This window comes from Shewanella putrefaciens, assembly GCF_016406305.1.
Classification (GTDB): Bacteria; Pseudomonadota; Gammaproteobacteria; order Enterobacterales; family Shewanellaceae; genus Shewanella; species Shewanella putrefaciens_C.
The window spans coordinates 2,672,586-2,696,814 of record NZ_CP066369.1 but is presented as its reverse complement, the minus strand read 5'-3'; the positions used below and the strand labels follow the sequence as shown (position 1 = coordinate 2,696,814).

Below are 24,229 nucleotides of genomic sequence, written 5' to 3'. Positions count from 1 at the left end.
TAAAAAAGCGCAGTCCACTGGGGACTGCACTCTAAGATAGGTTTTTATAGGGCAACTGAGATGCCGACTGTCGTTGGCCTAAGCCTCTTTATCGGATTTTTTCTTTAAACCTAAACCTAATTCTCGGCCACGAATACGGGCGTAGAAGGGAAAGGCAACAAGGAGGGCACCAATCAGTAATGCTTCTATTAACGCAAAGGCAAATGCATCCGTCGTGACATAGAGCAGGGTGAGAGCGTGTAGCATGTACAGGCATAAAATAAAGCTCGCCCATGCATAGGTATAGGGATGGCCTTTGAGGATGCCTTTGATGGGTAACAGGAGTGGCACAAGCCATAGGAGGCTAAACAATAACGTATATTCGCCATTGAGCCCTTGACCAATAAACCAGCCGCCAAGCAGCAGCACCAGTGCAAGATAGCCTAAGCGGCTGAGAGTGAATAAGGTATTTGAGGTCATGGTCTACCTAATATTGATGAATAATAACGTATTGAAAAATAACAGAGTATTGAAAAATTAAAGAGAAGATAACGGCTTCAGTTACAGGATCGCCAATATATTTTCAGGGGGACGGCCGATAGCAGCCCCTTTCACCGTCAGCACAATCGGACGTTCGATCAATTTAGGCGTGTTAACCATGGCGGTGATCAGTTGCTCTTCAGTGAGTGACGGTTCTGCCAGTCCTAGCGCTTGATATTCATCTTCTTTGGTACGCATTAACTCGCGGGCACTCATGTTAAGTTTGGTTAAAATGTCACGGATTTCAGTGGCCTTGGGCACATTTTTTAGATATTCCACCACAGTAATCTCACAACCTTGCTGCTCGAGTAAGGCTAAGGTCTCACGGCTTTTAGAACAACGTGGGTTATGGTAAATCGTCGCTTGGGTCATAATGCTATAGGCTCAATATTGGCTGAAATGCGGGCTGAAATGACAATGCTGCGGATAATAACAGAAAAATGTGCGCCCCGTCAGGGTGTGCGGGGCGCAATTGGCGTGATTTAACGGCGTTTTTCGTCTTAATCCGATAGTTTATTTAAGGGCATCCATTTCTTTATCTGCTTGTTTAAATTGACGAATACGCGCTTCAATTCGAGCAAGTTGCAATGGATTGCCTTCAGATGCGCGATAGGCAAAATTGAGCTGATCAATCGCCCCCTTATAATTTGCCCCTAGCGCCATGAGTTCGGCACTGGAGAAATATTCCATGCCTTGGTTACCCATTTTTTTGTAGGCCAGATTGAGCAGTTGATAGGGCAGTTGATTCTGTTTATCGAGGAAAATCATATCCTCTAGCAATGGGATGGCCTTGGTGGGCTCTCCCGCCTCAATATAAATATTGGCTAAGTTAGCGTTAATAACCTGCGAGGTGGGCTTCATTTTACGCTGCGCCTCGAGGAGTTTAATCGCCTTAGGGTAATCTTTGCGCTCGGTGAGTAAATCGGTTTTAGTGTCGAGATAGAATAAGTTGTTAGCGTCGATTTTTAAGAGTTCATCGATAAGCTTTTCTGACTCATCAAATTTCTTGAGTCTAAAGAGCGCGAGGGCTTTGCCATAGAGCGCAGCTTCTTTAAAACCATAGGTTTGTTTATTTAGCTGCTTTTCAAACAGGCCCAACACCGCATCATCACTGTAGCTCGAAAAACGCACTTGGATACGTGCCTTCGCGAGTTGGAAGTTAAGGTTATCTGGAATGTATCTATGGGGATATTGATGTGCCCGGTCCCGGGCCTCGGAGATCCGAGACTCAGGTAAGGGGTGAGTCAACAGCATTTGCGGTGGTGTCGTGGTAAAGCGATATCGAGTCGCGAGCTTACCAAAAAACTCCGCCGCCGCATTGGGGTCAAAACCCGCATCCACTAAAATTTGCATACCGATGCGGTCGGCTTCTTTTTCATGCAAACGGGTATAGTTAATTTTGGACTGAGTCGCTAAGGCTTGGGTGGTGGCAAGTGCTGCCATGCCCGCCTGGGGAACCGCAATGGTCAGTAAAATTGCTCCGAGTAATCCCGCGACTGTTGCTGGACCAGTTTTTTGTTGCGCCTCGAGGGAGCGGGCTAAGTGACGTTGAGTCACGTGGGTAATTTCGTGGCCTAAAACCGAGGCCAGTTCGCTCTCGCTGTCGGCGTTGAGGAATAACCCCGTATGCACGGCAACGTGTCCGCCGAAGAAGGCGAAGGCGTTAATCTCATCGTTCTGCAATAAGAAAAAATAAAAAGGTGTTTTTACCCCGGTTGCATGGGCGACTAACTTATTGCCTAGTTCGGTAAGATATTGACTCAATACGGGGTCATTGAGCATTGGGGCCGAAGAGCGAATGACGCGCATGTAGGCATCGCCATAGACCATTTCTTTTTCGAGGCTGAAGGTGTTAACCGCAGCCGTCCCTAAATCGGGTAAATCATTGTTCGCAAAGCTTTTGGCGGTGCCAGTCAGCAGCATCAAAGAGAGAGCACCAACGACAAAAGGTTTACATTGAGTCAAAAACGTCAATTTACGCAAGCGGATCCTTTATTTCTTCTAATTATCTCAACTAAGGCTGCGACACTGCAGTTAGCTTGTAGTTTGAGTGGCAACTTAGGATAATAGCCCAAGTTCGTTCATAGCAAGTTCATTATGATTTTTATTGATTTAACACCATTTCGCTGTCCTGTCCCTTTGGTCAGGGTCAAGCTTGCATTGAAGTCCATGTCTTCGGGCGAAACCTTACATATTTTACTCTCTGACTCAGGTTCAAGGCGAGATGTTCCCCTCTTTTTAAAAAAACAGGGCCACAATATCCAAGTCCTGTGTGATGATGCGATCCAACTAGCCTTAATGGTCACTAAAGTTGATTTATGACAGTGTTAAGTCAATGATATAGCGTTAATGATCTCTGAATAAACCGCTTTCTTGCATATAGGGAAAGCCTAACCATCATTATTGGAACGAATCCATGCTTACTTTTTTCTCTCGTTGGTATCAAGAGCGGTTTAGCGATCCACAGGCAATCACCTTAATGGCTATTTTGGTGGGTTTGGCTTTAGTCATTTATTTTGCGGGGGGATTGCTTGCCCCTTTGCTTGTGGCGTTAGTGTTGGCATTTTTACTCGAGTGGCCCGTCGCACAAATGCTCAAATTAGGCATTAATCGCACGACGGGGGCATCCCTAATGTTAGTGCTTTTTCTTGGGGTTGTGGTGCTGCTGACCTTTGGCTTGATCCCGAGTATTTGGCGTCAAGGCGTGAGCCTAATGGCAGATTTACCGAGCATGATAGATAAAGGGCTGCAAACACTGCAGGCGTTGATTAATCAATACCCACAATTTATTAATCCAGAGCAGCTCAATGTGATGGTGGCAGAGCTTAAAAAGCTATTGGATACTCAGCATGTCATTGATATCGCGAAACAACTTATAGGTTATTCCGCCTCGCTGCTGGTATTGATGGTGTACGCGATTTTGGTGCCTCTGTTGGTGTTCTTTTTTTTAAAGGATAAAGATCAACTGATTAATGGCAGTAAGCGATTTTTCCCCACCAATCGGCAGCTAGCCCGTAAGGTGTGGTTCGAGATGCACCAACAGATATTTAACTATATTCGTGGCAAAGTAATTGAAATCGTCATTGTAGGCATAGCGAGTTATGTCTTGTTCGCCGTGATGGGGCTCAGTTATGCGGCTTTGCTCGGGGTGCTCACTGGCTTATCGGTACTTATTCCCTATGTGGGTGCCACCTTAGTGACTCTGCCAATTACCTTAGTAGCGTTTTTCCAATGGGGATTTAGCGCTGAGTTTGGCTATCTGATGTTAGGTTACGGCATTATTCAGGCATTAGATGGTAATTTGCTCGTGCCGATTTTATTTTCCGATGCGGTGGACTTGCACCCTGTGATTATTATCGCTGCTGTGTTGGTTTTTGGTGGATTGTGGGGCGTATGGGGAGTGTTCTTTGCTATCCCCTTGGCATCCTTAGTTAAGGCTGTGATTAATGCCTGGCCGAAAACGGAAATTGAACAGCCGCTCCCTTCGCTGGAAAGCTAAGCCGGTAGAGATGTCATATCAATCTAAAAACTGCGCCAAAGTGCGCAGTTTTTTGTTTTATCTCCGAGGCTCAATGGCTAGTTTTGCAGTAAATGGTGCTGCGCCGTGGCGGCAAGGGCGCGGTAAACTAAGGTTGTCTGTTTAGCTTTGATATTCCAATGTTGCCAATAAAGCGGCACGTGCATCCGCTGCTGCGGGGTTAATTCGATAAGAATTCCTTTATCGATTAATGGTTTGGCCTGTAAGTGACCCACTAAACCATAACCAAGACTTAAGTTTATGGCCTCTAAAAAACTCTCCGATGATGGAATGCTGTGCTGCCACCATTGGCCTGGCAGCATTTGAAAATACTGGGCAAGGTATTTTTCATGCATTTTATCTTTGGTCGAAAACACTACGGCCGGGGCTTTAGTGAGCTGAGCTTGGGTAATTTGTGCACTGGAATTGTCGCTGGCTTTTGTCCATTCAAAATAGCGCGTCGCAAATTCAGGAGTGGCAACCGCTAAATATTCCATCGTCCCTAGAAACTCACTGCTACATCCGGCCATTGGATTGGCCGTGGTGGTCACGCAGCCGACGGCTTCACCATTTTTCAGCAAGTGATGGGTATAGGACTCATCATCGACGATCAATTCCAATAGCCAGGCATGGCGACTGAACATGCCCGCAATGGCGGGCAAAAACCAAGTGGCAAGACTGTCGGCATTCACGGCAATGCGCACTGTCGTTGGATGGTTGGGATCGTCGGCATCTAATTCAGATCTTAATTCGCTTTCTAGTAATTGTACCTGCGAGTAGTGGCGTAAAAGGCGTTTACCCGTGGGCGTTGCGACCACAGGGTTGGAGCGGATAAGCAGCGATTGACCGACTTTTTCTTCGAGCTGGCGAATGCGCTGTGAAACCGCCGATTGGGTAATGTGCAGCACTTTGGCGGCGCGGTCGAAACCACCTTCTGAAACGACCACGGCGAGGGCTTTGAGATTAGCGTATTCCAGCATAGTCATCCTTATATTGGCGTGTTTTGATGATTATTAATTTTACTTATGATACATAAAAAACATTAGTTATATTAATTTTGTTGTTTTGATTATGCTAGCGCCTTCTTTGAACAGGTGAGGTGGTTATGCAAGCGGCATTTATACAGGGGATGGGCATTGGTGGCAGTTTGATTATTGCTGTGGGCGCGCAAAATGCCTTTGTACTCAAGCAAGGTATCAAGCGCTCATATCCTTTACCTATTGCTCTGCTGTGCTCGGTTATCGATGCGTTGATGATCACCGCAGGGGTGGCTGGGCTTGGGCATATTATTGAAGCCTTTCCTACCATTAAGCACGTGGCGAGTTTTGGCGGCGCCGCTTTTTTACTCTGGTACGGTGCCAATGCACTGAAGGCATCCTTTGTGGCAAAAGGCATGGAAATGGATCAAACGCAAAATGCCGATACTTTGCGAACCGCGATTCTCACTACGCTTGGGATCAGTTTACTGAACCCGCATTTGTATCTCGATACTGTGGTGTTGCTGGGGAGTATTAGCACTCAGTTTGATGATATGCACCGCCCTTGGTTTGGTGCGGGTGCCGTGCTGGCATCGTTTATCTGGTTTTTCGGTCTAAGTTTTGGTGCGCGTTTGTTAGCGCCGATATTTAGTCGCCCGGCGGCCTGGCGTTATCTCGACCGTTTTATTTGGTTAACCATGTGGAGCATTGCCGCGGCGATTATTTGGCCCTATGTGGCAGGTTAAGCTAGCGCAGTTATGGGATGACACGTCGGCTTAGTGAGCTGCGTTTAGTCGTTTAGTGAGTGCAAAGTGAAAATTTTTCATGAAAAAGGTCCTGATTTCAGGACCTTTTTGTTATCGATTGCCGATTATTTATTCAGCCGCAAGCTGTGCGAGCACGACTTGATGGTGATCCGTCGTCTTAAACTTATCAAACACATGGGCGATAGTGCCGTCGGTATTGATAAGGAAGCTGATTCTATGGATCCCATCGTAGATTTTACCCATAAACTTTTTTTCACCCCATACGCCAAAGGCGTCGGCGACACTGTGGTCTTCATCGCTCAGCAAGGTAAAGTTAAGTGATTGTTTTTCAGCAAACTTAGCCAGTTTTGCGACCGGATCAGGGCTAATGCCAAGTACTGTGACTTTGTGGTTATCTAATTCGGCTTTAGTGTCGCGCAGGCCACAGGCTTGCACTGTGCAGCCCGGGGTTGAGGCCTTAGGGTAAAAATACACTAAAACGGGGCCTTTTTTTAAACATTCCTGCAGTGAAACAGGGTTACCCTGTTGATCTTGTAAGGTAAATTGGGGCGCCTTAGCGCCAACTGTTAGTCTGTTCATCGATTATCCTCTATCGCTTGCCGTGGTCCCTTGCATGCGTTTAATGGTGCAATCTAACGCCATTTCTTGGGAGAGTTGATAGATACTCTGCTCGAGTTTTTCTAGTTCAACTTTTTCAGGAATATTAATAGTTAGCGATACATTTTGTGTCTGCTCACCATCCGGCAGTTCTTCTGAATAGGAGCGTACCGCCGCTAAATCTAATGAGCGATCCGCGAGAAACTGGGTAATGCGTTTCATGGTGCCGCGCTGATCTTTGCCCGTGAAGCGAACTTCGAGGCGCGAAATATAATTTTGCGGGGTGTGCTTAGAGGTACGCTTCATCACAGTCATCAGTTCTAGTTCAACACTGAGACTCGGGAGCATGCTTTCAATTTTCGTTATGGATGCCCACGAACCCGACAACATCATGATTAGGGTAAATTCGTTACCAAATAATGCCATACGACTGTCGACGATATCGCAGTCACAGTCACTGGCAAGCCGTGCGAGTTTACTTACGAGTCCAGGGCGGTCTAAGCCCATTGCGGTGACGACCAGGAAATTGGTCATGAATTTTCCTCACTTTTTCGATATCATGGAGCGAAAACTCAGGGTTAATGCCGAGTTTTTGTGCGGGATGTAATGCTACCATAACTAAATCAATTTGAGAGCCCCGTTAATGCTTGTCATTAGTGGTTGGCATCAGTACCATAGCGAATCCTGAAATCTTGGGGAAAGTCAGATGATAAACGGAAGCATCGTAGCCTTAATCACGCCTATGAACAGTGATGGCTCAGTAGATTTTGCAAGTCTTGAAAGATTAGTCGAATTCCATATAGACCAAGGCACAGATGCCATTGTGGCCGTGGGCACGACTGGCGAGTCTGCGACTCTGCCAATGAATGAGCATGTGACTGTGGTCGCGCAAACGGTGAAGTTTGCTGCGGGCCGTATTCCCGTTATTGGTGGTAATGGCGCCAATGCGACATCTGAAGCCGTCGAACTCACCAAGTCCCTCTCTAAGGTGGGTGTTGCCGCCATGTTAGGCGTAACGCCTTACTATAATAAGCCGACACCCAAGGGCTTAGTCGCACACTATAAAGCGGTGGCGGCAAGCACTGATATCCCACAGATTCTCTATAACGTCCCTGGCCGCACTGCCGTCGATATGAAGCCTGAAACCGTGGCTGAACTCGTTGGCGTCAGCAATATTATTGGTGTGAAAGAAGCCACGGGTGATGTCTCACGCGTGCAGCGTTTGCGTGAGCTTTGCGGTAATGACTTTATGTTGTACAGCGGCGATGACGCAACGGCGCGGGAGTTTTTACTCCTTGGCGGTAATGGCGTAATTTCGGTTGCCAACAACATAGTGCCAAAAGCTTTTAAAGCCATGTGCGACGCCGCGCTTGCTGGCAATGCCGAATTAGCGGCAAGTATTGATGAGCCACTGCGTGGTCTCTATAGCACACTGTTTTGTGAAGCCAATCCCATCCCTGTGAAGTGGGCTGCCCACCGTATGGGGCTGATTAAATGTGGCCATATTCGTTTACCTTTGACTGAACTTTCTGAGCAATGTCATGGTCTGTTGATAGATGCAATGACTCGTGCCCAGATAGAGGTTAAATAATTAATGCTAAAGAAAGTCACCCCACTGTTCTTAGTCGCTGCCGTTGCAGCCTGTAGCTCGCCACTCGAGCGTCGCCAAGCCAACGGCGGTGAAGACTATGTGCAGGCCGAGCAAGTGCCTAGGCTAACGATCCCCGCGGGATTAAAAACGCCACCTTACAATAAAGAATATGAAGTGCCGTCCATTGGCCCTAAAGCCAATCCTACACTTGTGGGTAAAAATCTGGACATACGTCCGCCACTGCAGGTTCTGCCAATGGCAGAAGGAACCCATGTGGAAGAGGGCAGCGATAACATCAAGATTGTGGTCGAATCTATCGACAACAGTGTGGAGTTAAAGCAAGAAATCTTCACGACGATTGATGGTTTCCTTGCGAAGCAGTCTATTCCTGTGCGTAACCGCAATTTTGATAAGGGCAGTATCGAAACCGACTGGATTGAAAGCCGGGAAGTGATCGAATCGAGCATGTGGGGTTCAGACAAGGTTTACCTGCTGCGCCAACGTTACCGTTTCGATGTAGAAACCCGCCCCCATGGTCGTACAGCTAATATCGTGATCCACTTAGTGGAACATGAAGAGTTTTATGATGATAAAGAGCAAGAAGTACTGTTAAGCGGTGAAGATAAGCAGCGATACACTATCGATATGCTCAACAGTGCCATTGCCTATATGAGTATCAAGCGTGAGCAAGTGATCCAAGCTAACCGTTTGAAGCAAACCTTAGGTATTAACGTCGATTTAGTCACACCCGAAGACGGCGCTGCTTATTGGTCGGCCAAGGCTCCTTACAAGCAAGTATGGGATCGTTTGCGCATTGTACTGCCGGAAATGGGCTTTGAAATTTCCGATATGGATAGCGCTAAGGGATTATACTTCATCAAGTTTTCTGATAACTCAGGCTTCTGGAGCTCGCTCTGGAGTGACGAGAAATTATCCCTAAAAGAGGGTAGCTACCGTTTGCTGCTCCAAGACGGTGATACGCCTGAAGAGACTAAGCTTTTTATACGAGACGCCGAGGATCAGCCTCTCGATAATGATGTGATTACGAGTGTGTATCAATCCTTGTCGAACCTGATGAAGGAAGAACGTAAGTTACGTTAATCCTATCTCAAGAATAAAAAAGGGCGATTATCGCCCTTTTTTATTGGCCGTTGACCCATAATATGGTGTTTATCTAAACGCTCACCGCTTTCATTTTTTCACTTTTTATACCAGTACTTTTTAAGTGGCTTTAGTTTTAACATGAGGTCATTTTAATATAACTAGCGTTAATCACTACCCCATCCCGTGATTGTGCAGTATTCAAATGCCATATCTTATTTTTAGTGCTAAAGATAAAGATTTACACATTTTTTGCACTATTGTCGTAATTTGTAAGAAAAAGTAAAACGTATTGATGTGATGATACGAGTGGGTAAACTAGCCGTCACTAATGCGAGTCTTCATCATTTGGAAGTCAGATGAAAAAAATTATTATAATAATTGCCATTTTGGCGTCGGCGTGGTTTGGATATCAAGCCATGCAGCCCCAAGGGAAAGTTAAGGCCCAAGCCAAACTTGTGCCTAATGTGGTGATTGCTACCGCAGCAATGGCACCCGTACGCGATGAGGTTGAAGCCATAGGCACGAACAAGGCCTATGAGTCAGTGACTATTACGCCTAAGGTTACCGATGTGGTGATCTCATTGAAATTTGATGACGGCGATATAGTCAAAAAAGGGGACTTATTGGTACAACTGCAAAATGCCGAGCAAATTGCCCAGGTGAAAGTCGCCCAAGTGAAGTTGAGTGATAATCAACGGGAATTCAACCGGATAAGCTCACTCGTCACCAGCCGCACTGTGGCGGAATTAGAGCGCGATCGCCTGCAAACCTTGATCGACACAACTCGCGCTGAGCTTGAACAGGCGCAATCATCCCTTAATGATCGCAGCATTTTAGCGCCTTTTAATGGCCGGTTAGGATTACGCCAAGTGAGTGTGGGTAGCTTAGTCACCCCAGGTACTGAAATTACCACGCTCGATGATATCTCTACGATTAAACTGGATTTTTCGGTTCCTGAGCGTTTTATTCAAGATCTGCTTCCCGGCAAATTGGTTGAAGCTAAAGCTGTGGCATTTCCAGATTTTACCTTTAAGGGTGTGGTGACTTCCATTGACAGTCGCGTCAACCCAACGACCCGTGCCGTGATAGTGCGCGCCGAAATTCCCAATCCGGAACTGCGTTTACTCCCCGGCATGCTGATGAAGGTTAAGCTCATTAAACGTAGCCGTGAAGCCTTGATGCTGCCTGAGTCGGCGATTATCCCTCTGCAGAATAATCATTTTGTCTACAGCGTGAATAAAGACAATGTGGTTGAACGTAAGCAGGTCACCATCGGCATTCGTACCCGCGGTTGGGTGGAAATCCTCGAGGGGATAGACATTGGCGAAAACGTGGTGATCCGCGGCCTACTTAAAGTGCACCCAGGTGATGTGGTCAAGACCGAATTGGCTGAAAAGTTTAGCTATCTTTCCGATGCCAATGCGGAGCCAAGTGTATGATCCTGACAGATCTTTCAGTTAAGCGCCCGGTTTTCGCCTCTGTTATCAGCATGCTGCTGGTGGCCTTTGGTTTAGTCGCGTTTGATAAATTGCCCCTGCGGGAATATCCCAATATCGATCCACCGATTGTATCGATTGAAACTAACTACCGCGGCGCCAGCGCTGCGGTAGTAGAGAGCCGCATTACCCAGTTGATTGAAGACAGGATCAGTGGCGTCGAAGGTATTCGTCATGTGAGTTCATCGAGTAGCGATGGTCGCTCACAGGTGACCTTAGAGTTTGATATCAGTCGTAATATTGAAGATGCGGCCAACGATGTTCGTGACCGAATTTCAGGACTATTAGACAATCTGCCGGAGGAAGCCGATCCCCCAGAAGTGCAGAAGGCCAATGGTGGCGATGAAGTGATCATGTGGCTCAACCTAGTGTCTGATCAGATGACGACCCTTGAGCTCACCGACTACACCCGCCGTTATTTAGCTGATCGCCTGTCAGTTGTCGATGGCGTGTCGATGATCCGTATCGGCGGTGGCAAGGTTTATGCGATGCGGGTTTGGCTCGACAGGCAAGCCTTAGCCTCGCGCAGTTTAACTGTGGCGGATGTGGAAGCTTCGCTCAGGGCGGAAAACGTCGAATTACCCGCAGGGTCGATAGAGTCTAAGGAGCGCCATTTTACCGTGCGCTTAGAGCGCGGTTATCGCACCGCGGAGGATTTCGCTAATCTGGTGATTGCCCAAGGGGAAGACGGTTACTTAGTGAAATTGGGCGATGTGGCCAAAGTGGAAATTGGCTCTGAAGAAGAGCGCATCATGTTCCGCGGTAACAAAGAGGCCATGATAGGCCTTGGGGTATCGAAGCAATCGACCGCTAACACTTTAGAAGTCGCACGTGCGGTCAATGCCTTAGTCGATAAAATCAACCCAACCTTACCCGCTGGCATGTCGATTAAACGCAGCTATGACAGTTCAGTGTTTATCGAAGCCTCAATCAAGGAAGTGTATCAAACTCTGTTCACGGCCATGATCCTCGTGATTATCGTGATTTACCTCTTCCTTGGCAGTGTGCGTGCCATGTTGATCCCTGCGATTACTGTACCTGTGTCCTTGCTCGGTACTTTTATCGTGCTCTATGCCCTTGGTTACACTATTAACCTATTGACTTTGCTAGCGATGATCCTTGCCATCGGTATGGTGGTGGACGATGCGATTGTGATGCTAGAAAATATTCACCGCCGTATTGAAGAGGGGGATTCGCCCCTTAAAGCGGCGTTTCTCGGTGCCCGTGAAGTGGCCTTTGCTGTTATCGCTACGACCTTAGTGCTGGTGGCGGTATTTATGCCGATCACTTTCCTTGAGGGCGACTTAGGTAAGCTGTTTAAAGAGTTTGCCGTGACTATGAGCGCCGCGGTGATTTTCTCCAGCATTGTGGCCCTAACCTTGAGCCCTATGATGTGTTCGAAATTACTGAAACCCGCCGAGCAGGACTCATGGTTGGTACGTAAGGTCGATGGCATTATGACTCGAGTGTCCAATGGCTACCAAAGCGCGCTGGAAAGGGCGATGGCAAGGCCAATGTTGATGTCGATTCTGGTATTGTGCGCCTTAGGGAGCAGTGTATTTTTAGCCCAAAAAGTGCCACAGGAATTCGCCCCTCAGGAGGACAGAGGCTCGTTATTCTTGATGGTCAATGGACCACAGGGCGCGAGTTACGAATATATTGAATCCTATATGAATGAAGTGGAAAACCGCTTGATGCCATTGGTGGATTCGGGCGATATCAAACGGCTGTTGATCCGCGCTCCCCGTGGCTTTGGCCGCGCCGCCGATTTCTCTAATGGTATGGCGATTATCGTGTTGGAGGATTGGGGACAGCGCCGTCCTATGAAGGAAGTGATTGGCGATATAAACAAGCGCCTCGCTGATTTGGCGGGGGTACAGGCGTTCCCTGTGATGCGCCAAGCCTTTGGCCGCGGCGTGGGTAAACCCGTGCAATTTGTGATTGGTGGCCCAAGTTATGAAGAGCTTGCCCTCTGGCGCGATATTATGATGGAAAAAGCGGCGGAAAACCCACAACTGCTCGGATTAGATCACGATTATAAAGAGACAAAACCTCAACTGCGGGTGGTAATCGACCGGGATAGAGCGGCAAGCCTTGGGGTGTCGATTTCCAATATCGGCCGCACCTTAGAGTCTATGCTGGGATCTCGCTTAGTCACCACCTTTATGCGTGATGGTGAAGAGTACGATGTGGTCGTGGAAGGTGAGCGCAGTAACCAAAATACCGCCGCCGATCTGCAAAATATCTATGTGCGCTCCGAGCGCAGTAAGGAGCTCATTCCTCTCTCTAACCTAGTGACAGTGGAAGAGTTTGCCGATGCCAGTTCGCTCAACCGTTATAACCGCATGCGGGCCATCACCATAGAAGCCAGTTTGGCAGATGGTTATAGCCTAGGTGAAGCCCTTGATTATATGAATCAATTGGCGCGCGCCTATTTGCCAGCAGAAGCTGTGATCAGTTACAAGGGGCAATCCCTCGACTATCAAGAGTCGGGCAGTTCCATGTACTTTGTATTCCTGCTGGCCTTAGGGGTGGTATTCCTGGTCTTAGCCGCGCAGTTTGAAAGTTATATTCACCCTATGGTGATTATGCTGACAGTGCCCTTGGCGACTGTGGGTGCCTTGATTGGCTTGTGGTTTACGGGGCAAAGCCTCAATATTTACAGCCAGATAGGTATTATTATGCTCGTGGGTTTGGCGGCTAAAAACGGCATTTTAATTGTCGAATTTGCTAACCAACTTAGGGATAAAGGGGTGGACTTTGACCGCGCGATTATCCAAGCCTCCTGCCAGCGTTTACGGCCCATTTTAATGACGGGTATCACCACAGCCGCTGGCGCCGTACCTTTGGTATTGGCTGCGGGGGCGGGCGCAGAAACCCGTTTCGTGATTGGTGTGGTGGTGTTATCGGGAATTTTGCTGGCAACCCTATTTACTATTTTTGTGATCCCTTCTGCATACGGTCTTTTTGCCCGTAACAGTGGTTCGCCTGAGGCCATCGCCCAACAGCTAGAAAAGGAACTCGCGCAGGATTAATCGCGATTCATGTAAATTAAGGCTCGTTTGGATCTATATGTTAGCCTAGTAAACCCCGTACAAAAATAGGCGCTTAAGTCATCTTAAGCGCCTATTTTTTGTGGATGATGCGTTGTCAGCAATGGTCGATTTCTTGAATATAGCGAAAAGAGGTTTTCTCAAACCCTATGGCCTCATAGTAGGCTTGGGTCTTTTCCCTTCGCATGGAAGTGGTAACCTCAAGTTTGCTACAACCCTGTTCATTCGCTCTTGTTTTGGTAAAGTTAATCAGTTGCGTTCCCACACCTAAACCCCTACAGGTCTCAGTTACTACCAGGGCGGTGATACGGCAAATCTGTTGCTGTGCAGGGAAATAATCAAAAAAGATTAAGCTTATCAGTCCAAGAATCTTCCCCTCAACCTCGGCGAGATAAACTTCATCCGTTCTATCACTTTTCCCAAGATATTTTTGTAATTGTTCTGGCGTTGCACTATATCCAAGCTGCAGTAGTAAATCTGCGATTACCTTAAGATCTGCTATCTGGATTTGTCTAATCTGAATTAAGTTCATCGTTATTCCTTAGTAATTAATCTAGGGAAGTGAGCTGGCTGCTCCGAATTTAGTGCTATTCATCGATGTTATAGTGGTGATAACTGATAGATTTTTGCATTAGCCTCGTCGGTAATCAGATAAATCAATCCATCTGGCCCTTGCACGACTGAGCGCAAGCGTTGGCCGAGTTCGGTTTTCAGCAGGCGTTCTTCCTTAATAATCTTGTCGCCATCAAGCACTAAGCGTACGAGTGTTTTTTCTTTTAAGCTGGCGAGTAAAATATTATTTTGCCACTGTGGAAATTTATCGCCCGTGTAGAATATAAAGCCCGCGGTGGCAATTGAGGGAACCCATTTGTAGGCGGGTTGCTCCATTCCTACCTTGTGGGTGCCTTCGCCTATTTTGCCGCCGCCGTAATTTTCACCGTAGGTGATCACCGGCCAGCCATAATTTTTGCCCGCTTGGTCAACATTAAGCTCATCGCCACCCTGCGGCCCATGCTCACCAGTCCATAATACTTTGCTAATAGGATTAATGGCTGCGCCCTGCATATTGCGATGGCCAATTGACCAGATCTCGGGCAGGGCACCAGGCGTATTAACGAAGGGATTATCCTTAGGCACTGAGCCATCGGCATGAATACGCACGACTTTGCCTAAATGATTATCCAATGTCTGCGCGCTATCTTTTTCGCTGTAGCGATCGCCTAGAGTGATAAATAAACTGCCATCCGGCGCCCACACGAGACGAGATCCAAAATGGTGGTTGCTGTTTATTTTAGGTTGTTGACTAAATACACGGGTGAGATTTTCAAGTTTGTTATCATTGAGCGTGGCAAAACTGACCGCTGTGCTATTGCGACCGCTTAAATCGCCTTCGCTGGGCTCGGCATAACTGAAATAGATTTTTTTGCTAGTGGCAAAATCCGGCGCAATTACCACATCGAGCAAACCGCCTTGGCCCTTGGTCGCGATCGGCGGTAAGCCCGCTAAGGGTTCACCCACTTTCCCGGTGGCACTGACAATGCGCATTCTTCCTGCTCGTTCAGTCACTAACATGCTGCCGTCGGGTAAAAAGGCCATGCCCCAGATGTTTTCTAACCCTTCAGCGATAGTGTTGACCCGAATATTACCCGATTGCGTTTTAACGCTGATGGTGTTGGCGCTGATGGCTTTAGTGCTGATAGTGTTTGCGTTAGCGGCTTGGGGGAAAATTGCGGGTGAGCTTGCAAGTAGACACAGTGCGAGGCCTAGGGTTTTCAGTCTGACGGTCCTTTGTTTCAAAGTACTCGGTTTCATTATTTTCCTTAACAATACCTTTGTCTAAGATGAGGGTTCAGGGTAACAAGTCAGTTACTTAAGGGCAATTTATCCGCGAAAAATTGAATCCCAAAACCCATGCACAAGCAAAACAGAGTGCATGATTAGCGTATAAAAAATCCTACCGCCATGGCTAAACCGACACAGACAATAAAACCTCGTAATAGGGATTGGGGAATTCGGTAGGCGATTACGGCACCAATATAACCACCGATTATCGCCATAATGGCGAGCAATAGCAGATATTGTGCATCGATTAGGTTACCTGTGGCATACAAGGCAACGGCTATGGTGGTGAGTAGGGCGGAGAGTAAATTTTTAAGTCCGTTCATCCCATGTAATTGGGTTTGTCCCATTAGGCCTAAAGTGGCGAGCAGAATGATCCCTAAGCCGCCATTAAAATAACCGCCATAAATACACACTAAGGTCAGTATGATGACCGCCGAGAGGGGGCGGACTGTGGTGGATGCGGTTGCAACAGAGAGTCGCTTCCTCAATAGCCAAGGCCCGGCAATAAAAGCGCCTGTTGCCAGTAAAATCAACCAAGGGACTAAATGGGCAAATAGCTGTTCACTGGTATTTAGCAATATGGCTGCGCCTAGGCATCCCCCAACCACTGCGATGAGACAGAGGTTTTTAAGGCTAAGATTAGCAGGATATTCAATATCTTTTCTAAAGCGCCATGCGCTGGCAAGGTAGCCTGGAAGCAGCGCCGCCGTGCCTGTGGCATTGGCTACAAGGGGAGGGATGCCGACAAAAACTAAGGCGAGTAGGGTGATAAAACTGCCTCCTCCCGCTACCGCATTAAGCATACCGCCGAGTAAGCCCGCAAATGCAATAATCAGCCAATCCATCGTTATTACTCCTTTTAAATTTAAAAATCATAAGGTTAAAAATCATAGGATGGGTAGAAAGTTACCCATAAATATCACAGTGGCGTTTGTTAACCTGTGACTGTAGTGGGCATAGGGGCCTAAGGTACTGGATTGTATTCACTATCCCAGAGACCAGACATAAAAATAGCGGCGGCAATGGCTTCACTTTGGTCACTAAAAACATCCTCGCCCCAGCAGTTCTGCCCCCGTTCTTGATAATAAACATGGAAGGTGGTCTGTTGTGGCGTTGGCACACAATACCAACCATCGAAGGTTTGTTTAGTAAAATGCACCCAATGTTTAGAATCTGCTGTTTTAACTTGTTGCATAAGCTCGTTATCCCTCGCCAGTAACGCGGCAAACTCATCTTGACTGTTGATGTGATGGAGGGTTTTGAGGGTTTCAAGCAGATTTTTAAGCATCATTTTGGCGATCTCTGAATTGGGTTTCGGCGAATGCATTGGCGCTATGGTAGTGATGGGAGCTTATTTTCAATAGCGAAGATTATTTACCTGTGTACCCCGCTGGGGCTCAGTCTTATCCCATAAATCCTAGGTTTCCAACCCCTTTTTTATTTAGGGCTTTTCTTTTTTTGTCTATTAGGCTAGGGCATATTACCATGTAATCTTAGGGTTGTATGAATGTAAAACTCTTATATAAGCATGTGGTTACATGATACAGCGCACATTTTACCCTTGAGTATATTGGTAAAGTTACCTTTGCTTAGACTAAGGTTGCTTATTGTTCGATCCTTAGCTAAGTTAAATCGAGTCGTGCTATTTACTTTAGGTTGCGAGATGGAAGTCACCCTGACAAGAATTTCCACTGACAATCGCCATTGGAGGATACAATTGTGAGCAAAAAACTATTAAGTGCGCTTTTCGGGGCAAGTCTCGCAGCGTTAGCGCTGTCGCCAACCGCATTCGCAGCAGATCAAAAATTATCTGATTTCCACGCTGAGTCAGGTGGTTGTGAAAGCTGTCATAAGGATGGTACGCCTTCATCCGATGGTGCGTTTGAGTTTGCCCAGTGTCAAGACTGTCACGGTAAGCTTTCTGAAATGGATGCGGTGCATAAGCCACATGATGGCAATTTAGTTTGTGCTGACTGCCATGCGGTACATGATATGAACGTAGGTCAAAAGCCGACCTGCGAAACTTGCCATGACGATGGTCGTACATCTGACTCTGTTCTGAAAAAATAATTCTGAATAATAGTTCGGAAAAATAATGTTTAGTACTGCTAGGTAACACCTACAAATCTAAATAAAAAAAACGCCAGCAAATCGCTGGCGTTTTTTTAAACTAAGGATGACTTAAGTCATCCTTAGTTACTGTTAGTTATCCTTAGGTTGGCCTTGGATCATTTTCTTCCCGGAAAACATGGCGGAAATAATCCCAGGTTGGCGTTTAACTTCGGTATAAATTACCGCGGATAAATGCAATAAAATCAGTAACAAGAGTAGATAAACGCCATAGACGTGGATTTTACCCGCTAAACCTTTTATGGGTTTAATTGCACTGGCCTTTTCAGCGTTGACGCCAGTTTCATCATAGGGCTTTAAGTTTGCAGGCTCGGTATTGGTGTCGGCAAGATAGCTTTGGATGGTACTGCCCAGTGGAGGGGAGTAAATATCGGTTCCTGCGCGAAACAATCCCGTTAGCATGATGACAACTAATAACAGCATAATGGCTAATACGGCAAATTTTCCTTTCGGATTATGGCCTAAGTACTGCGGAGATTTCCCAGCCGCTAGCTCTGCTTGGTAAGCCTGTAATTCGCTTTTGCTGTTGGCATTGGGAAACATATGGTTGAAACGGGCATATTTGTTGCCGACAAAACCCCAGACAAGGCGTACGACTAGGTTTAACGCAAAGCCATAGCCGATATAAACATGTAAGGTTTTTAAGCCGATTTTGCCCGATAGTTCTGTTATGCCTAATTCAGTTCGATACATCATGATGCCACCGACTAAGGTGAGCGTGAGTACCAGAATGACGTTGATCCAATGGAATAATCGTGTGGGTTTGTCCCATACTGCATAAGATTTTATCTCAAGGGGGGTGGGGTTGTTACTAGACATCGCACTTCCTTAAAGGTTTCTAATGGGTTCGAGATGATTTTACGCCTTTCTCTTCAAAACACAGTCTTTTTTTAAGGTTAAATTCAGACTTCTGGTTGAGAGTGATGAAGTTGAAAGTTGTAGAAGCTACTGATTTGCGTACGGTAAATATTTTTTTAGTAAGTCTTTTGAATCTTTTTTATCTAATGCTAATATCGTAAGCCAGTAGACTCGGAGGTCTATTGAACGGATGTTGAAGTGGTATTGAGAGTAGGTTGAATTCTCAAAATAAATAAGCGTTAACCAGACAGGGAGTGAGCAGGATGTTCAAAATATTACATTGGATTGTAGTGTCAAGATCACAACTTCTAATGGAGTTACTCGCAGGACGTTGGCCACAGGAATTTCTTGTGAAGTTATCACACATCAATCCCGATGGCATGTGTGAGCATATCAAAGATAATCAAGCTTCTCTGGTGGTGATTGATCTCGCCACGGTCGATTTACAAAAAGCCTATCAATTCCAACGATTGCTTGCCCGTGAACACCCGAGTGTACGGGTGGTGTATATTCAGTTCCCGAAACTGGTGGATGCGCGGTTTTTAATGCAGGCTGCAACAACTGCAGGAGTGTTTTATCTCGATGCTGGGTTAACGGAAATTAGCCTAGGCCTTTCTAATATTCTGCGTGGTCATAGGGTTATCCCTCCTCAGCTCGCGAACGGAGTGAATGATGACTTTGGGCTGTTTGAAGATACAGAACCTTTGACTATCCGTGAACGTGAGGTGTTACAGGCCCTATTGTCGGGTAGCACTAATCTTGATATTGCCAATCAGCTATTTGTCAGTGAAAGCACGATTAAAACCCATTTATACCGGGTGTTTCGCAAGATTGGCGTGTCCAGCCGCGGTCAAGCTATTGCATGGGCCCAGACCTATCTGCACGATGTGGTTGTTTAACGACACTATGTTGTGTAATCAGAGTCGTTGATGCCTTATCGCTAGGTGTTTTACATTAGACAAAAGGGGTAATGCCCCTTTTGTCTAAATCACATATTTTTTAGCGGCCAAGCCAGGCAATAAGCTTATCCTTATTGGTGATAGACAATGCGACGGTATCCTTAGGGGCCGCTGCGATAATCAATTCACCGGTCATTAATTCATCCCGTCTAAACCAGTGCAATGGCACGCGTTCTCCGAGTGGATACTGTTGCAGCTGCGCCTCAAATTGCCCTGTCACTTGCAGATTATCCGCTGCGATCAATATATCCCCCGCGCTTAATCCTGCAAGATGGGCGGGACTGCCTTGGGTGACTGTCACGATTTTTAATCCTATAGGTGCTGCTTGGATTTTTGCGCCAAAGGCAATGTCGTAGCCCTTAGATTGATTACCGCCAACATCCTGGGCGCCTTGGCTGGGGCGAAGGGTAAAATCGACGCCAAATTCGGCCAGCAGTGGGGCGAGTGGAATATCGTCGGTATTGTCTAAGTAGCTGAACAGGTCTTGGCAATCACGGCCGAGTAAGCGCTCAACAATCCTTTGATGGCAATCATCTGTGGTGCAACGATTTTGCAGGGCGTATTCCTGCCATAGAATGTTCATCACAGTATCTAGGCTGTATTTACCTTGGGTTTCACTTCTTAATGTGAGATCTAAATACAACGCAAACAGGGCACCTTTGGTGTAATAACTGATGATGGCATTTTGGGCGTTTTCATCCTGTTTATAGAACTTAGTCCAAGCATTAAAGCTTGAATCTTTTACACTTTGCTTGAACCGCCCAGGGCTTCGATAAACCCGGGTAAAGGTTTCGCTGAGCATATCTAAATAGCTTTGCTCATCGACGAGTCCCGCACGGTAGGTGAGAAAATCATCGTAATAGGAGGTGATGCCTTCATAGGCCCAAAGCTGAGGCGTATAGGTTTCGGCCTCAAGTTTATAGGGTAAAAAGCATTCAGGCTTAATGCGTTTAACATTCCAGCTATGGAAATATTCGTGGCTACATAGGGATAAATAGGTGCGGTAGTCGTTATTGATGGGGGCATCCATCGAAAGGGGCAGATCCTTGCGTGAGCACATAAGCGCGGTCGATGCCCTGTGTTCGAGGCCGCCAAAGCCATTGTCTAATACCGTGGTCATAAACACATAACGTTTGAACGGCGCGGGCGTACCAAAGAAGTTAATCTGATACTCACAAATGGCCTTTAAATCTTGGCAAAGCCTTGGCATACACGCGCGGTGGCGACCATTGAGTACGATATCGTGCCGCACACCACAGGCATCGAAACTTCCTAAGGTGAATAACCCCATTTCCACGGGATGATCGATTAAATCATCATAGTTTTCGGCGCAAAATTGGCCGAAGGCGAAATCATCTCCACTGGTGCGCGTCATGCTGGTGGCAAGGCGCCATTCGCTCAATGTTGACTCTGTTGGCGGCGACATAGTGACAGTATGTAAAGTGTCTTCAAATCCCTGGGCGGCTAAAAACACACTGCTGCCGTTAAAGAAACCGTGGGTCATGTCTAAGTGGGCGGTTCGCACCGAGAGATCCCAAGCGTAGATTTGATAACTCAGGATGATTTCGCTGCTGTTATTGTCAATCGACCAGGTCTGTTTATCGAGCTGTTTAAGCTTAAGCGTTTGGCCTGTTTCGTCTTTTGCCGTGAGTTCGATAATATTTTTGGCAAAATCGCGCACCATATAACTGCCGGGTAACCAAGCGGGGAGGCTGAATACTTGTACTGCCTTGGGCTTAGATACCGTCATAGTGACGGCAAATAAATGGGCTTTCGGATCGATAGGGGTTATCTGGTAATGGATCATAATTTATCCTGCAAAACTGAGGAATGCTAATGGGCGTCATGCTGCCAAAAATACCGACAACTAGCAAATGCAACACTAAATATCTGGAGACACAAAGCGTTGAATTGCTAGTATACTATGCCAACTAACCCAAGGAGGATCCCCCATGGCCGAAGAAACGATTTTCAGCAAAATTATTCGCCGCGAAATTCCAGCCGATATCCTGTATCAAGATGATCTCGTCACCGCCTTTAGAGATATCTCCCCTAAGGCACCGACCCATATTTTGATCGTACCGAATCATTTAATTCCGACGGCAAACGAGATGAAAGCCTCGGATGAACCCGCACTTGGCCGAATGATGACGGTTGCGGCTAAGTTGGCTGCCGAAGCGGGCATTGCGAAAGACGGTTATCGATTGATCATGAACTGTAATCAACATGGCGGACAGGAAGTGTACCATATCCATATTCACCTCGTGGGCGGAGAGCCGTTGGGACCCATGTTGAGCCAAGGTCGATGAAATTAAATCCGGAGTTTTTCCCGCTGACTCAGATGGCACAGCGGTTTGTGGACCAATTAGCCCAGTGCCGTCGCCTTGGTTTAAAGGTACTCGAGGCGAGTGAGCACCATGTGTTGATTGAATTACCCTACAGCACTGAATTAATTGGTTATCCCGATACTGGCGTTATCCACGGCGGCGTGATCACGACCTTGATGGATACCGCCTGTGGCAGTGCGGTGGTGAGTGCCATTTATCAAAAATATCAATCATTAGAGATCTCACCCACCTTAGATTTACGGGTGGATTATATGAAGCCAGCGCAGCCCCATAAGCCAGTGTATGGTTTTGCTGAGTGCTATAAGCTGTCATCCAACATCGCTTTTACCCGCGCCATTGCCTATCAGGACAGTATTGACGACCCTATCGCCCATGCCGTGGGATCATTTATGCGAATTAGCCCTGAAATGGTCGGTGATGCCTTTCGGCAAGCATTGATGGGAGAAGCTGTGCCAGCACAGGGAGACGCTGATGAACTCAAATAAACACCTTGCTGGGGCCGCGCCAATATGCTCAAGCCCAGACACGAATGCCAACCTTGCCAATACTGCTACCGAAAGTAAAACGCCCCTCGATGTGCAAAGCATTGTCAAGCGGGCAACCGAGCTCAATGATTTTGGGCACTTACTCGAGCACGTTCCTTACGCTAAGTTTATCGGGATGCGGGTTGAGCGTTTTGGTGACGAATTAATTTTTAAACTGCCAGCTAAAGATGACAATATAGGTAACCCTGTCTTACCCGCCATTCACGGTGGCGTGATCGCGGGCTTTATGGAAATGTCGGCAATAGTGCAGTTAATGGTGTTTATGCAAACGGCAAAAGTGCCTAAAGTCGTCGATTTTTCTATCGATTATCTGCGCGCGGGCCTGCATAAGGACAGCTTTGCCGAATGCCGTATCACTCGTCAGGGGCGACGGGTCGCCAACGTCAATATCGATTGTTGGCAGACCAACCGTAAGCAATTGATTGCCACGGCAAGGGCACACTTTCTGATTGATTAAAGAGGGAAATGAGATGAAACACATCTATACCGGATTGATACTGGCCGCAGCACTGACCCTTGGTGGCTGCGCCTCAGATACGGCGGGGATTTCCGTAAGCTCACTGGGCGAAACCCGTATCGACAGTAATAGTTTTGCCCAAGATATCGGCCTTGAAAGTGTCGATGCCCGCCGGGTGGGGGATTTAATTCAAGGCTCTGCGCTGATAGTCAGTAAGTCCTCTAGCGATATGCGTGTGCAATATAAATTCACTTGGTACGATGCCAGTGGTTTTACTATCGAAGATGAGGCCAATAGTTGGAAATCGGTGAAGCTCCACGGCAAACAGCAATTGCAAGTGTCTGCCGTTGCTCCTAATGCCCAAGCGGTAAAATTTGATGTGTATGTGCGTGAAACCTTTTCCTATTAAGCTTGCATTTGTGTAGCAGATTTCAGGCTTAATACGATTGGTATAATGAATGGTTTGATATTAAATCCGTTGTAAAAAGGCTTGCTCCTTAAAAAGAGTAAGCCTTTTTATTGTGTTATATCCACCTTCGATATCTTAAGTTCATTCACATCTTATTCGATTTTGCCTTTTTGCGATTGAAAGTTGGAAGTGGAAAGTTGCGATAATTTACCCATTTTTAAGCAAAAAGGTTTACGGCAGGGTGAAATCCGGACTTTAGTCCTAAATATATTCAGTGATTGAGCACTACTATCAGCATATTACAACATGGGGATAGAAAGATGACTGCTCATATTAATGCTCAACCTACTGATTTTGCTGAAACTGTTATTATGCCGGGTGATCCACTGCGTGCTAAATATATCGCCCAAACCTATCTCACCGACGCTGTAGAAGTGACGAATGTTCGTAATATGCTAGGTTACACGGGCTTTTACCAAGGACAACGGATTTCCGTTATGGGCCATGGTATGGGCATTTCATCAATGGTGCTCTATGGCCATGAGCTGATTAATTATTTTGGCGTGAAACGCATTATTCGTATCGGCAGTTTAGGGGCAACCCAAAAGCATATACAAATGCGGGATGTTATTTTAGCCCAAGCCGCAGGTACGGACTCACCCACTAACGCTAAGCGTAGTAGCGGCTACCAAATGGCGACTTCTGCGACCTTTTCTTTATTGCACAAAGCTTATACCAAAGCGAATGAGAAGGGCATTAGCGTGAAAGTTGGCAATATCTTTAGCGGTGATCTGTATTACGATCCCGATGAAGATATGATCCCCGCACTTGAACGTTTTGGGGTGTTAGGCATTGATATGGAAGTGGCGGGGCTTTACGGTTTGTCACACCAACAAGGTATCGAATCATTAGCCATTTTAACAGTATCGGACCATTGTTTAACCGGTGAAGAAACAACGGCTGAAGAACGCCAACTCTCCTTTAATAATATGATCGAGCTCGCGTTAGAAACCGCCCTCAATTAGGTTTAAAGCCACCCTTTGAACCCTTAGCATTTCAC

General features: G+C 46.7%; 26 protein-coding genes. 14 read left to right on the top strand and 12 right to left on the bottom strand.

Annotated features, from left to right (window positions below; genetic code table 11):
* Positions 1–78 precede the first annotated feature (78 nt).
* The 3 genes from JFT56_RS11690 to JFT56_RS11680 all read right to left on the bottom strand — a co-directional run bounded on the left by JFT56_RS11690 (position 79) and on the right by JFT56_RS11680 (position 2,502).
* Positions 79–459, bottom strand: coding sequence for a DUF2069 domain-containing protein (locus JFT56_RS11690; RefSeq protein ID WP_198780276.1), 381 nt, complete (start codon positions 457–459; stop codon positions 79–81).
* An 81-nt stretch (positions 460–540) separates the two neighbouring features.
* Positions 541–891 (bottom strand): arsenate reductase (glutaredoxin), encoded by a 351-nt coding sequence (arsC, locus tag JFT56_RS11685; RefSeq protein ID WP_198780275.1) that lies wholly within the window; start codon positions 889–891, stop codon positions 541–543.
* A gap of 141 nt (positions 892–1,032) precedes the next feature.
* Positions 1,033–2,502: a M48 family metalloprotease gene (locus tag JFT56_RS11680; protein ID WP_198780274.1), complete on the bottom strand. Its 1,470-nt coding sequence runs from the start codon at positions 2,500–2,502 to the stop codon at positions 1,033–1,035.
* 114 nt (positions 2,503–2,616) lie between these two features.
* Between JFT56_RS11680 and JFT56_RS11675 the strand changes: the two genes are divergently transcribed.
* The gene (locus tag JFT56_RS11675) at positions 2,617–2,841 is read left to right on the top strand and encodes a sulfurtransferase TusA family protein (protein WP_198780273.1); all 225 of its coding nucleotides are present in this window, start codon (positions 2,617–2,619) and stop codon (positions 2,839–2,841) included.
* 94 nt (positions 2,842–2,935) lie between these two features.
* Positions 2,936–4,018 (top strand): AI-2E family transporter, encoded by a 1,083-nt coding sequence (locus JFT56_RS11670; protein ID WP_198780272.1) that lies wholly within the window; start codon positions 2,936–2,938, stop codon positions 4,016–4,018.
* Between the two features lie 77 nt (positions 4,019–4,095).
* Here JFT56_RS11670 and JFT56_RS11665 read toward each other — a convergent pair whose 3' ends face one another.
* The gene (locus JFT56_RS11665) at positions 4,096–5,016 is read right to left on the bottom strand and encodes a LysR family transcriptional regulator ArgP (protein ID WP_198780271.1); all 921 of its coding nucleotides are present in this window, start codon (positions 5,014–5,016) and stop codon (positions 4,096–4,098) included.
* A 125-nt stretch (positions 5,017–5,141) separates the two neighbouring features.
* Between JFT56_RS11665 and JFT56_RS11660 the strand changes: the two genes are divergently transcribed.
* Positions 5,142–5,759 (top strand): LysE/ArgO family amino acid transporter, encoded by a 618-nt coding sequence (locus JFT56_RS11660; RefSeq protein ID WP_198780270.1) that lies wholly within the window; start codon positions 5,142–5,144, stop codon positions 5,757–5,759.
* Between the two features lie 129 nt (positions 5,760–5,888).
* Here the strand turns inward: JFT56_RS11660 and bcp are convergent, their stop codons facing one another.
* Positions 5,889–6,359 (bottom strand): thioredoxin-dependent thiol peroxidase, encoded by a 471-nt coding sequence (gene bcp / locus JFT56_RS11655; protein WP_198780269.1) that lies wholly within the window; start codon positions 6,357–6,359, stop codon positions 5,889–5,891.
* A 3-nt stretch (positions 6,360–6,362) separates the two neighbouring features.
* Positions 6,363–6,911: a glycine cleavage system protein R gene (locus JFT56_RS11650; protein WP_198780268.1), complete on the bottom strand. Its 549-nt coding sequence runs from the start codon at positions 6,909–6,911 to the stop codon at positions 6,363–6,365.
* 172 nt (positions 6,912–7,083) lie between these two features.
* On the opposite strand from JFT56_RS11650, the gene dapA reads away from it, so the two are divergent.
* The 4 genes from dapA (at position 7,084) to JFT56_RS11630 (ending at position 13,603) form a co-directional block, all read left to right on the top strand.
* On the top strand, positions 7,084–7,968 hold the full coding sequence (gene dapA, locus JFT56_RS11645) for a 4-hydroxy-tetrahydrodipicolinate synthase (RefSeq protein ID WP_198780267.1): 885 nt from the start codon (positions 7,084–7,086) through the stop codon (positions 7,966–7,968).
* Positions 7,969–7,971: 3 nt separating this feature from the next.
* Positions 7,972–9,069, top strand: coding sequence for an outer membrane protein assembly factor BamC (bamC, locus tag JFT56_RS11640; protein WP_198780266.1), 1,098 nt, complete (start codon positions 7,972–7,974; stop codon positions 9,067–9,069).
* A 359-nt stretch (positions 9,070–9,428) separates the two neighbouring features.
* Positions 9,429–10,511, top strand: coding sequence for an efflux RND transporter periplasmic adaptor subunit (locus JFT56_RS11635; protein WP_198780265.1), 1,083 nt, complete (start codon positions 9,429–9,431; stop codon positions 10,509–10,511).
* Complete coding sequence (locus JFT56_RS11630) at positions 10,508–13,603, top strand: efflux RND transporter permease subunit (RefSeq protein ID WP_198780264.1); 3,096 nt, start codon at positions 10,508–10,510, stop codon at positions 13,601–13,603. Before JFT56_RS11635 ends, JFT56_RS11630 begins: the two co-directional genes overlap by 4 nt.
* A 115-nt stretch (positions 13,604–13,718) precedes the next feature.
* Here the strand turns inward: JFT56_RS11630 and JFT56_RS11625 are convergent, their stop codons facing one another.
* The 4 genes from JFT56_RS11625 to JFT56_RS11610 form a co-directional block, all read right to left on the bottom strand.
* Complete coding sequence (locus JFT56_RS11625) at positions 13,719–14,153, bottom strand: GNAT family N-acetyltransferase (protein WP_198780263.1); 435 nt, start codon at positions 14,151–14,153, stop codon at positions 13,719–13,721.
* 68 nt (positions 14,154–14,221) lie between these two features.
* Complete coding sequence (locus JFT56_RS11620) at positions 14,222–15,433, bottom strand: PQQ-dependent sugar dehydrogenase (protein ID WP_198780262.1); 1,212 nt, start codon at positions 15,431–15,433, stop codon at positions 14,222–14,224.
* Between the two features lie 125 nt (positions 15,434–15,558).
* The gene (locus tag JFT56_RS11615) at positions 15,559–16,308 is read right to left on the bottom strand and encodes a sulfite exporter TauE/SafE family protein (protein ID WP_198780261.1); all 750 of its coding nucleotides are present in this window, start codon (positions 16,306–16,308) and stop codon (positions 15,559–15,561) included.
* Positions 16,309–16,427: 119 nt separating this feature from the next.
* Positions 16,428–16,754 (bottom strand): cytoplasmic protein, encoded by a 327-nt coding sequence (locus tag JFT56_RS11610; protein WP_198780260.1) that lies wholly within the window; start codon positions 16,752–16,754, stop codon positions 16,428–16,430.
* A gap of 428 nt (positions 16,755–17,182) precedes the next feature.
* Between JFT56_RS11610 and cctA the strand changes: the two genes are divergently transcribed.
* Positions 17,183–17,533 carry a tetraheme c-type cytochrome CctA gene (cctA, locus tag JFT56_RS11605; RefSeq protein ID WP_198780259.1) on the top strand — a complete coding sequence of 117 codons (351 nt, stop codon included), beginning with the start codon at positions 17,183–17,185 and terminating at the stop codon, positions 17,531–17,533.
* A 132-nt stretch (positions 17,534–17,665) separates the two neighbouring features.
* Here cctA and JFT56_RS11600 read toward each other — a convergent pair whose 3' ends face one another.
* On the bottom strand, positions 17,666–18,412 hold the full coding sequence (locus tag JFT56_RS11600; RefSeq protein WP_198780258.1) for a cytochrome b/b6 domain-containing protein: 747 nt from the start codon (positions 18,410–18,412) through the stop codon (positions 17,666–17,668).
* 302 nt (positions 18,413–18,714) lie between these two features.
* Between JFT56_RS11600 and JFT56_RS11595 the strand changes: the two genes are divergently transcribed.
* Positions 18,715–19,350 (top strand): LuxR C-terminal-related transcriptional regulator, encoded by a 636-nt coding sequence (locus tag JFT56_RS11595; protein ID WP_198780257.1) that lies wholly within the window; start codon positions 18,715–18,717, stop codon positions 19,348–19,350.
* A 100-nt stretch (positions 19,351–19,450) separates the two neighbouring features.
* Here the strand turns inward: JFT56_RS11595 and JFT56_RS11590 are convergent, their stop codons facing one another.
* Positions 19,451–21,217, bottom strand: a complete 1,767-nt coding sequence (locus tag JFT56_RS11590) for a M61 family metallopeptidase (RefSeq protein WP_198780256.1) — start codon at positions 21,215–21,217, stop codon at positions 19,451–19,453.
* A 145-nt stretch (positions 21,218–21,362) separates the two neighbouring features.
* Between JFT56_RS11590 and hinT the strand changes: the two genes are divergently transcribed.
* The 5 genes from hinT to deoD all read left to right on the top strand — a co-directional run bounded on the left by hinT (position 21,363) and on the right by deoD (position 24,194).
* Complete coding sequence (gene hinT / locus JFT56_RS11585) at positions 21,363–21,719, top strand: purine nucleoside phosphoramidase (RefSeq protein WP_007649030.1); 357 nt, start codon at positions 21,363–21,365, stop codon at positions 21,717–21,719.
* Entirely contained in the window at positions 21,716–22,243 is a 528-nt protein-coding gene (locus tag JFT56_RS11580) for a PaaI family thioesterase (protein ID WP_198780255.1), read from the top strand. The genes hinT and JFT56_RS11580 overlap by 4 nt, the downstream gene beginning before the upstream one ends.
* Positions 22,230–22,760 carry a PaaI family thioesterase gene (locus tag JFT56_RS11575; protein WP_233095512.1) on the top strand — a complete coding sequence of 177 codons (531 nt, stop codon included), beginning with the start codon at positions 22,230–22,232 and terminating at the stop codon, positions 22,758–22,760. The genes JFT56_RS11580 and JFT56_RS11575 overlap by 14 nt, the downstream gene beginning before the upstream one ends.
* 13 nt (positions 22,761–22,773) lie before the next feature.
* Positions 22,774–23,169: a YcfL family protein gene (locus JFT56_RS11570; RefSeq protein WP_198780254.1), complete on the top strand. Its 396-nt coding sequence runs from the start codon at positions 22,774–22,776 to the stop codon at positions 23,167–23,169.
* 320 nt (positions 23,170–23,489) lie between these two features.
* The gene (gene deoD, locus JFT56_RS11565) at positions 23,490–24,194 is read left to right on the top strand and encodes a purine-nucleoside phosphorylase (protein ID WP_198780253.1); all 705 of its coding nucleotides are present in this window, start codon (positions 23,490–23,492) and stop codon (positions 24,192–24,194) included.
* Positions 24,195–24,229: the final 35 nt, after the last annotated feature.

Bases quoted from the DNA above. Each gene is read 5' to 3' on its own strand.
- JFT56_RS11690 (WP_198780276.1), bottom strand. From the start codon at position 459: ATGACCTCAAATACCTTATTCACTCTCAGCCGCTTAGGCTATCTTGCA.
- arsC (WP_198780275.1), bottom strand. From the start codon at position 891: ATGACCCAAGCGACGATTTACCATAACCCACGTTGTTCTAAAAGCCGT.
- JFT56_RS11675 (WP_198780273.1), top strand. From the start codon at position 2,617: ATGATTTTTATTGATTTAACACCATTTCGCTGTCCTGTCCCTTTGGTC.
- JFT56_RS11670 (WP_198780272.1), top strand. From the start codon at position 2,936: ATGCTTACTTTTTTCTCTCGTTGGTATCAAGAGCGGTTTAGCGATCCA.
- JFT56_RS11665 (WP_198780271.1), bottom strand. From the start codon at position 5,016: ATGCTGGAATACGCTAATCTCAAAGCCCTCGCCGTGGTCGTTTCAGAA.
- JFT56_RS11660 (WP_198780270.1), top strand. From the start codon at position 5,142: ATGCAAGCGGCATTTATACAGGGGATGGGCATTGGTGGCAGTTTGATT.
- bcp (WP_198780269.1), bottom strand. From the start codon at position 6,359: ATGAACAGACTAACAGTTGGCGCTAAGGCGCCCCAATTTACCTTACAA.
- JFT56_RS11650 (WP_198780268.1), bottom strand. From the start codon at position 6,911: ATGACCAATTTCCTGGTCGTCACCGCAATGGGCTTAGACCGCCCTGGA.
- dapA (WP_198780267.1), top strand. From the start codon at position 7,084: ATGATAAACGGAAGCATCGTAGCCTTAATCACGCCTATGAACAGTGAT.
- bamC (WP_198780266.1), top strand. From the start codon at position 7,972: ATGCTAAAGAAAGTCACCCCACTGTTCTTAGTCGCTGCCGTTGCAGCC.
- JFT56_RS11635 (WP_198780265.1), top strand. From the start codon at position 9,429: ATGAAAAAAATTATTATAATAATTGCCATTTTGGCGTCGGCGTGGTTT.
- JFT56_RS11630 (WP_198780264.1), top strand. From the start codon at position 10,508: ATGATCCTGACAGATCTTTCAGTTAAGCGCCCGGTTTTCGCCTCTGTT.
- JFT56_RS11625 (WP_198780263.1), bottom strand. From the start codon at position 14,153: ATGAACTTAATTCAGATTAGACAAATCCAGATAGCAGATCTTAAGGTA.
- JFT56_RS11620 (WP_198780262.1), bottom strand. From the start codon at position 15,433: ATGAAACCGAGTACTTTGAAACAAAGGACCGTCAGACTGAAAACCCTA.
- JFT56_RS11615 (WP_198780261.1), bottom strand. From the start codon at position 16,308: ATGGATTGGCTGATTATTGCATTTGCGGGCTTACTCGGCGGTATGCTT.
- JFT56_RS11610 (WP_198780260.1), bottom strand. From the start codon at position 16,754: ATGATGCTTAAAAATCTGCTTGAAACCCTCAAAACCCTCCATCACATC.
- JFT56_RS11600 (WP_198780258.1), bottom strand. From the start codon at position 18,412: ATGTCTAGTAACAACCCCACCCCCCTTGAGATAAAATCTTATGCAGTA.
- JFT56_RS11595 (WP_198780257.1), top strand. From the start codon at position 18,715: ATGTTCAAAATATTACATTGGATTGTAGTGTCAAGATCACAACTTCTA.
- JFT56_RS11590 (WP_198780256.1), bottom strand. From the start codon at position 21,217: ATGATCCATTACCAGATAACCCCTATCGATCCGAAAGCCCATTTATTT.
- hinT (WP_007649030.1), top strand. From the start codon at position 21,363: ATGGCCGAAGAAACGATTTTCAGCAAAATTATTCGCCGCGAAATTCCA.
- JFT56_RS11580 (WP_198780255.1), top strand. From the start codon at position 21,716: ATGAAATTAAATCCGGAGTTTTTCCCGCTGACTCAGATGGCACAGCGG.
- JFT56_RS11575 (WP_233095512.1), top strand. From the start codon at position 22,230: ATGAACTCAAATAAACACCTTGCTGGGGCCGCGCCAATATGCTCAAGC.
- JFT56_RS11570 (WP_198780254.1), top strand. From the start codon at position 22,774: ATGAAACACATCTATACCGGATTGATACTGGCCGCAGCACTGACCCTT.
- deoD (WP_198780253.1), top strand. From the start codon at position 23,490: ATGACTGCTCATATTAATGCTCAACCTACTGATTTTGCTGAAACTGTT.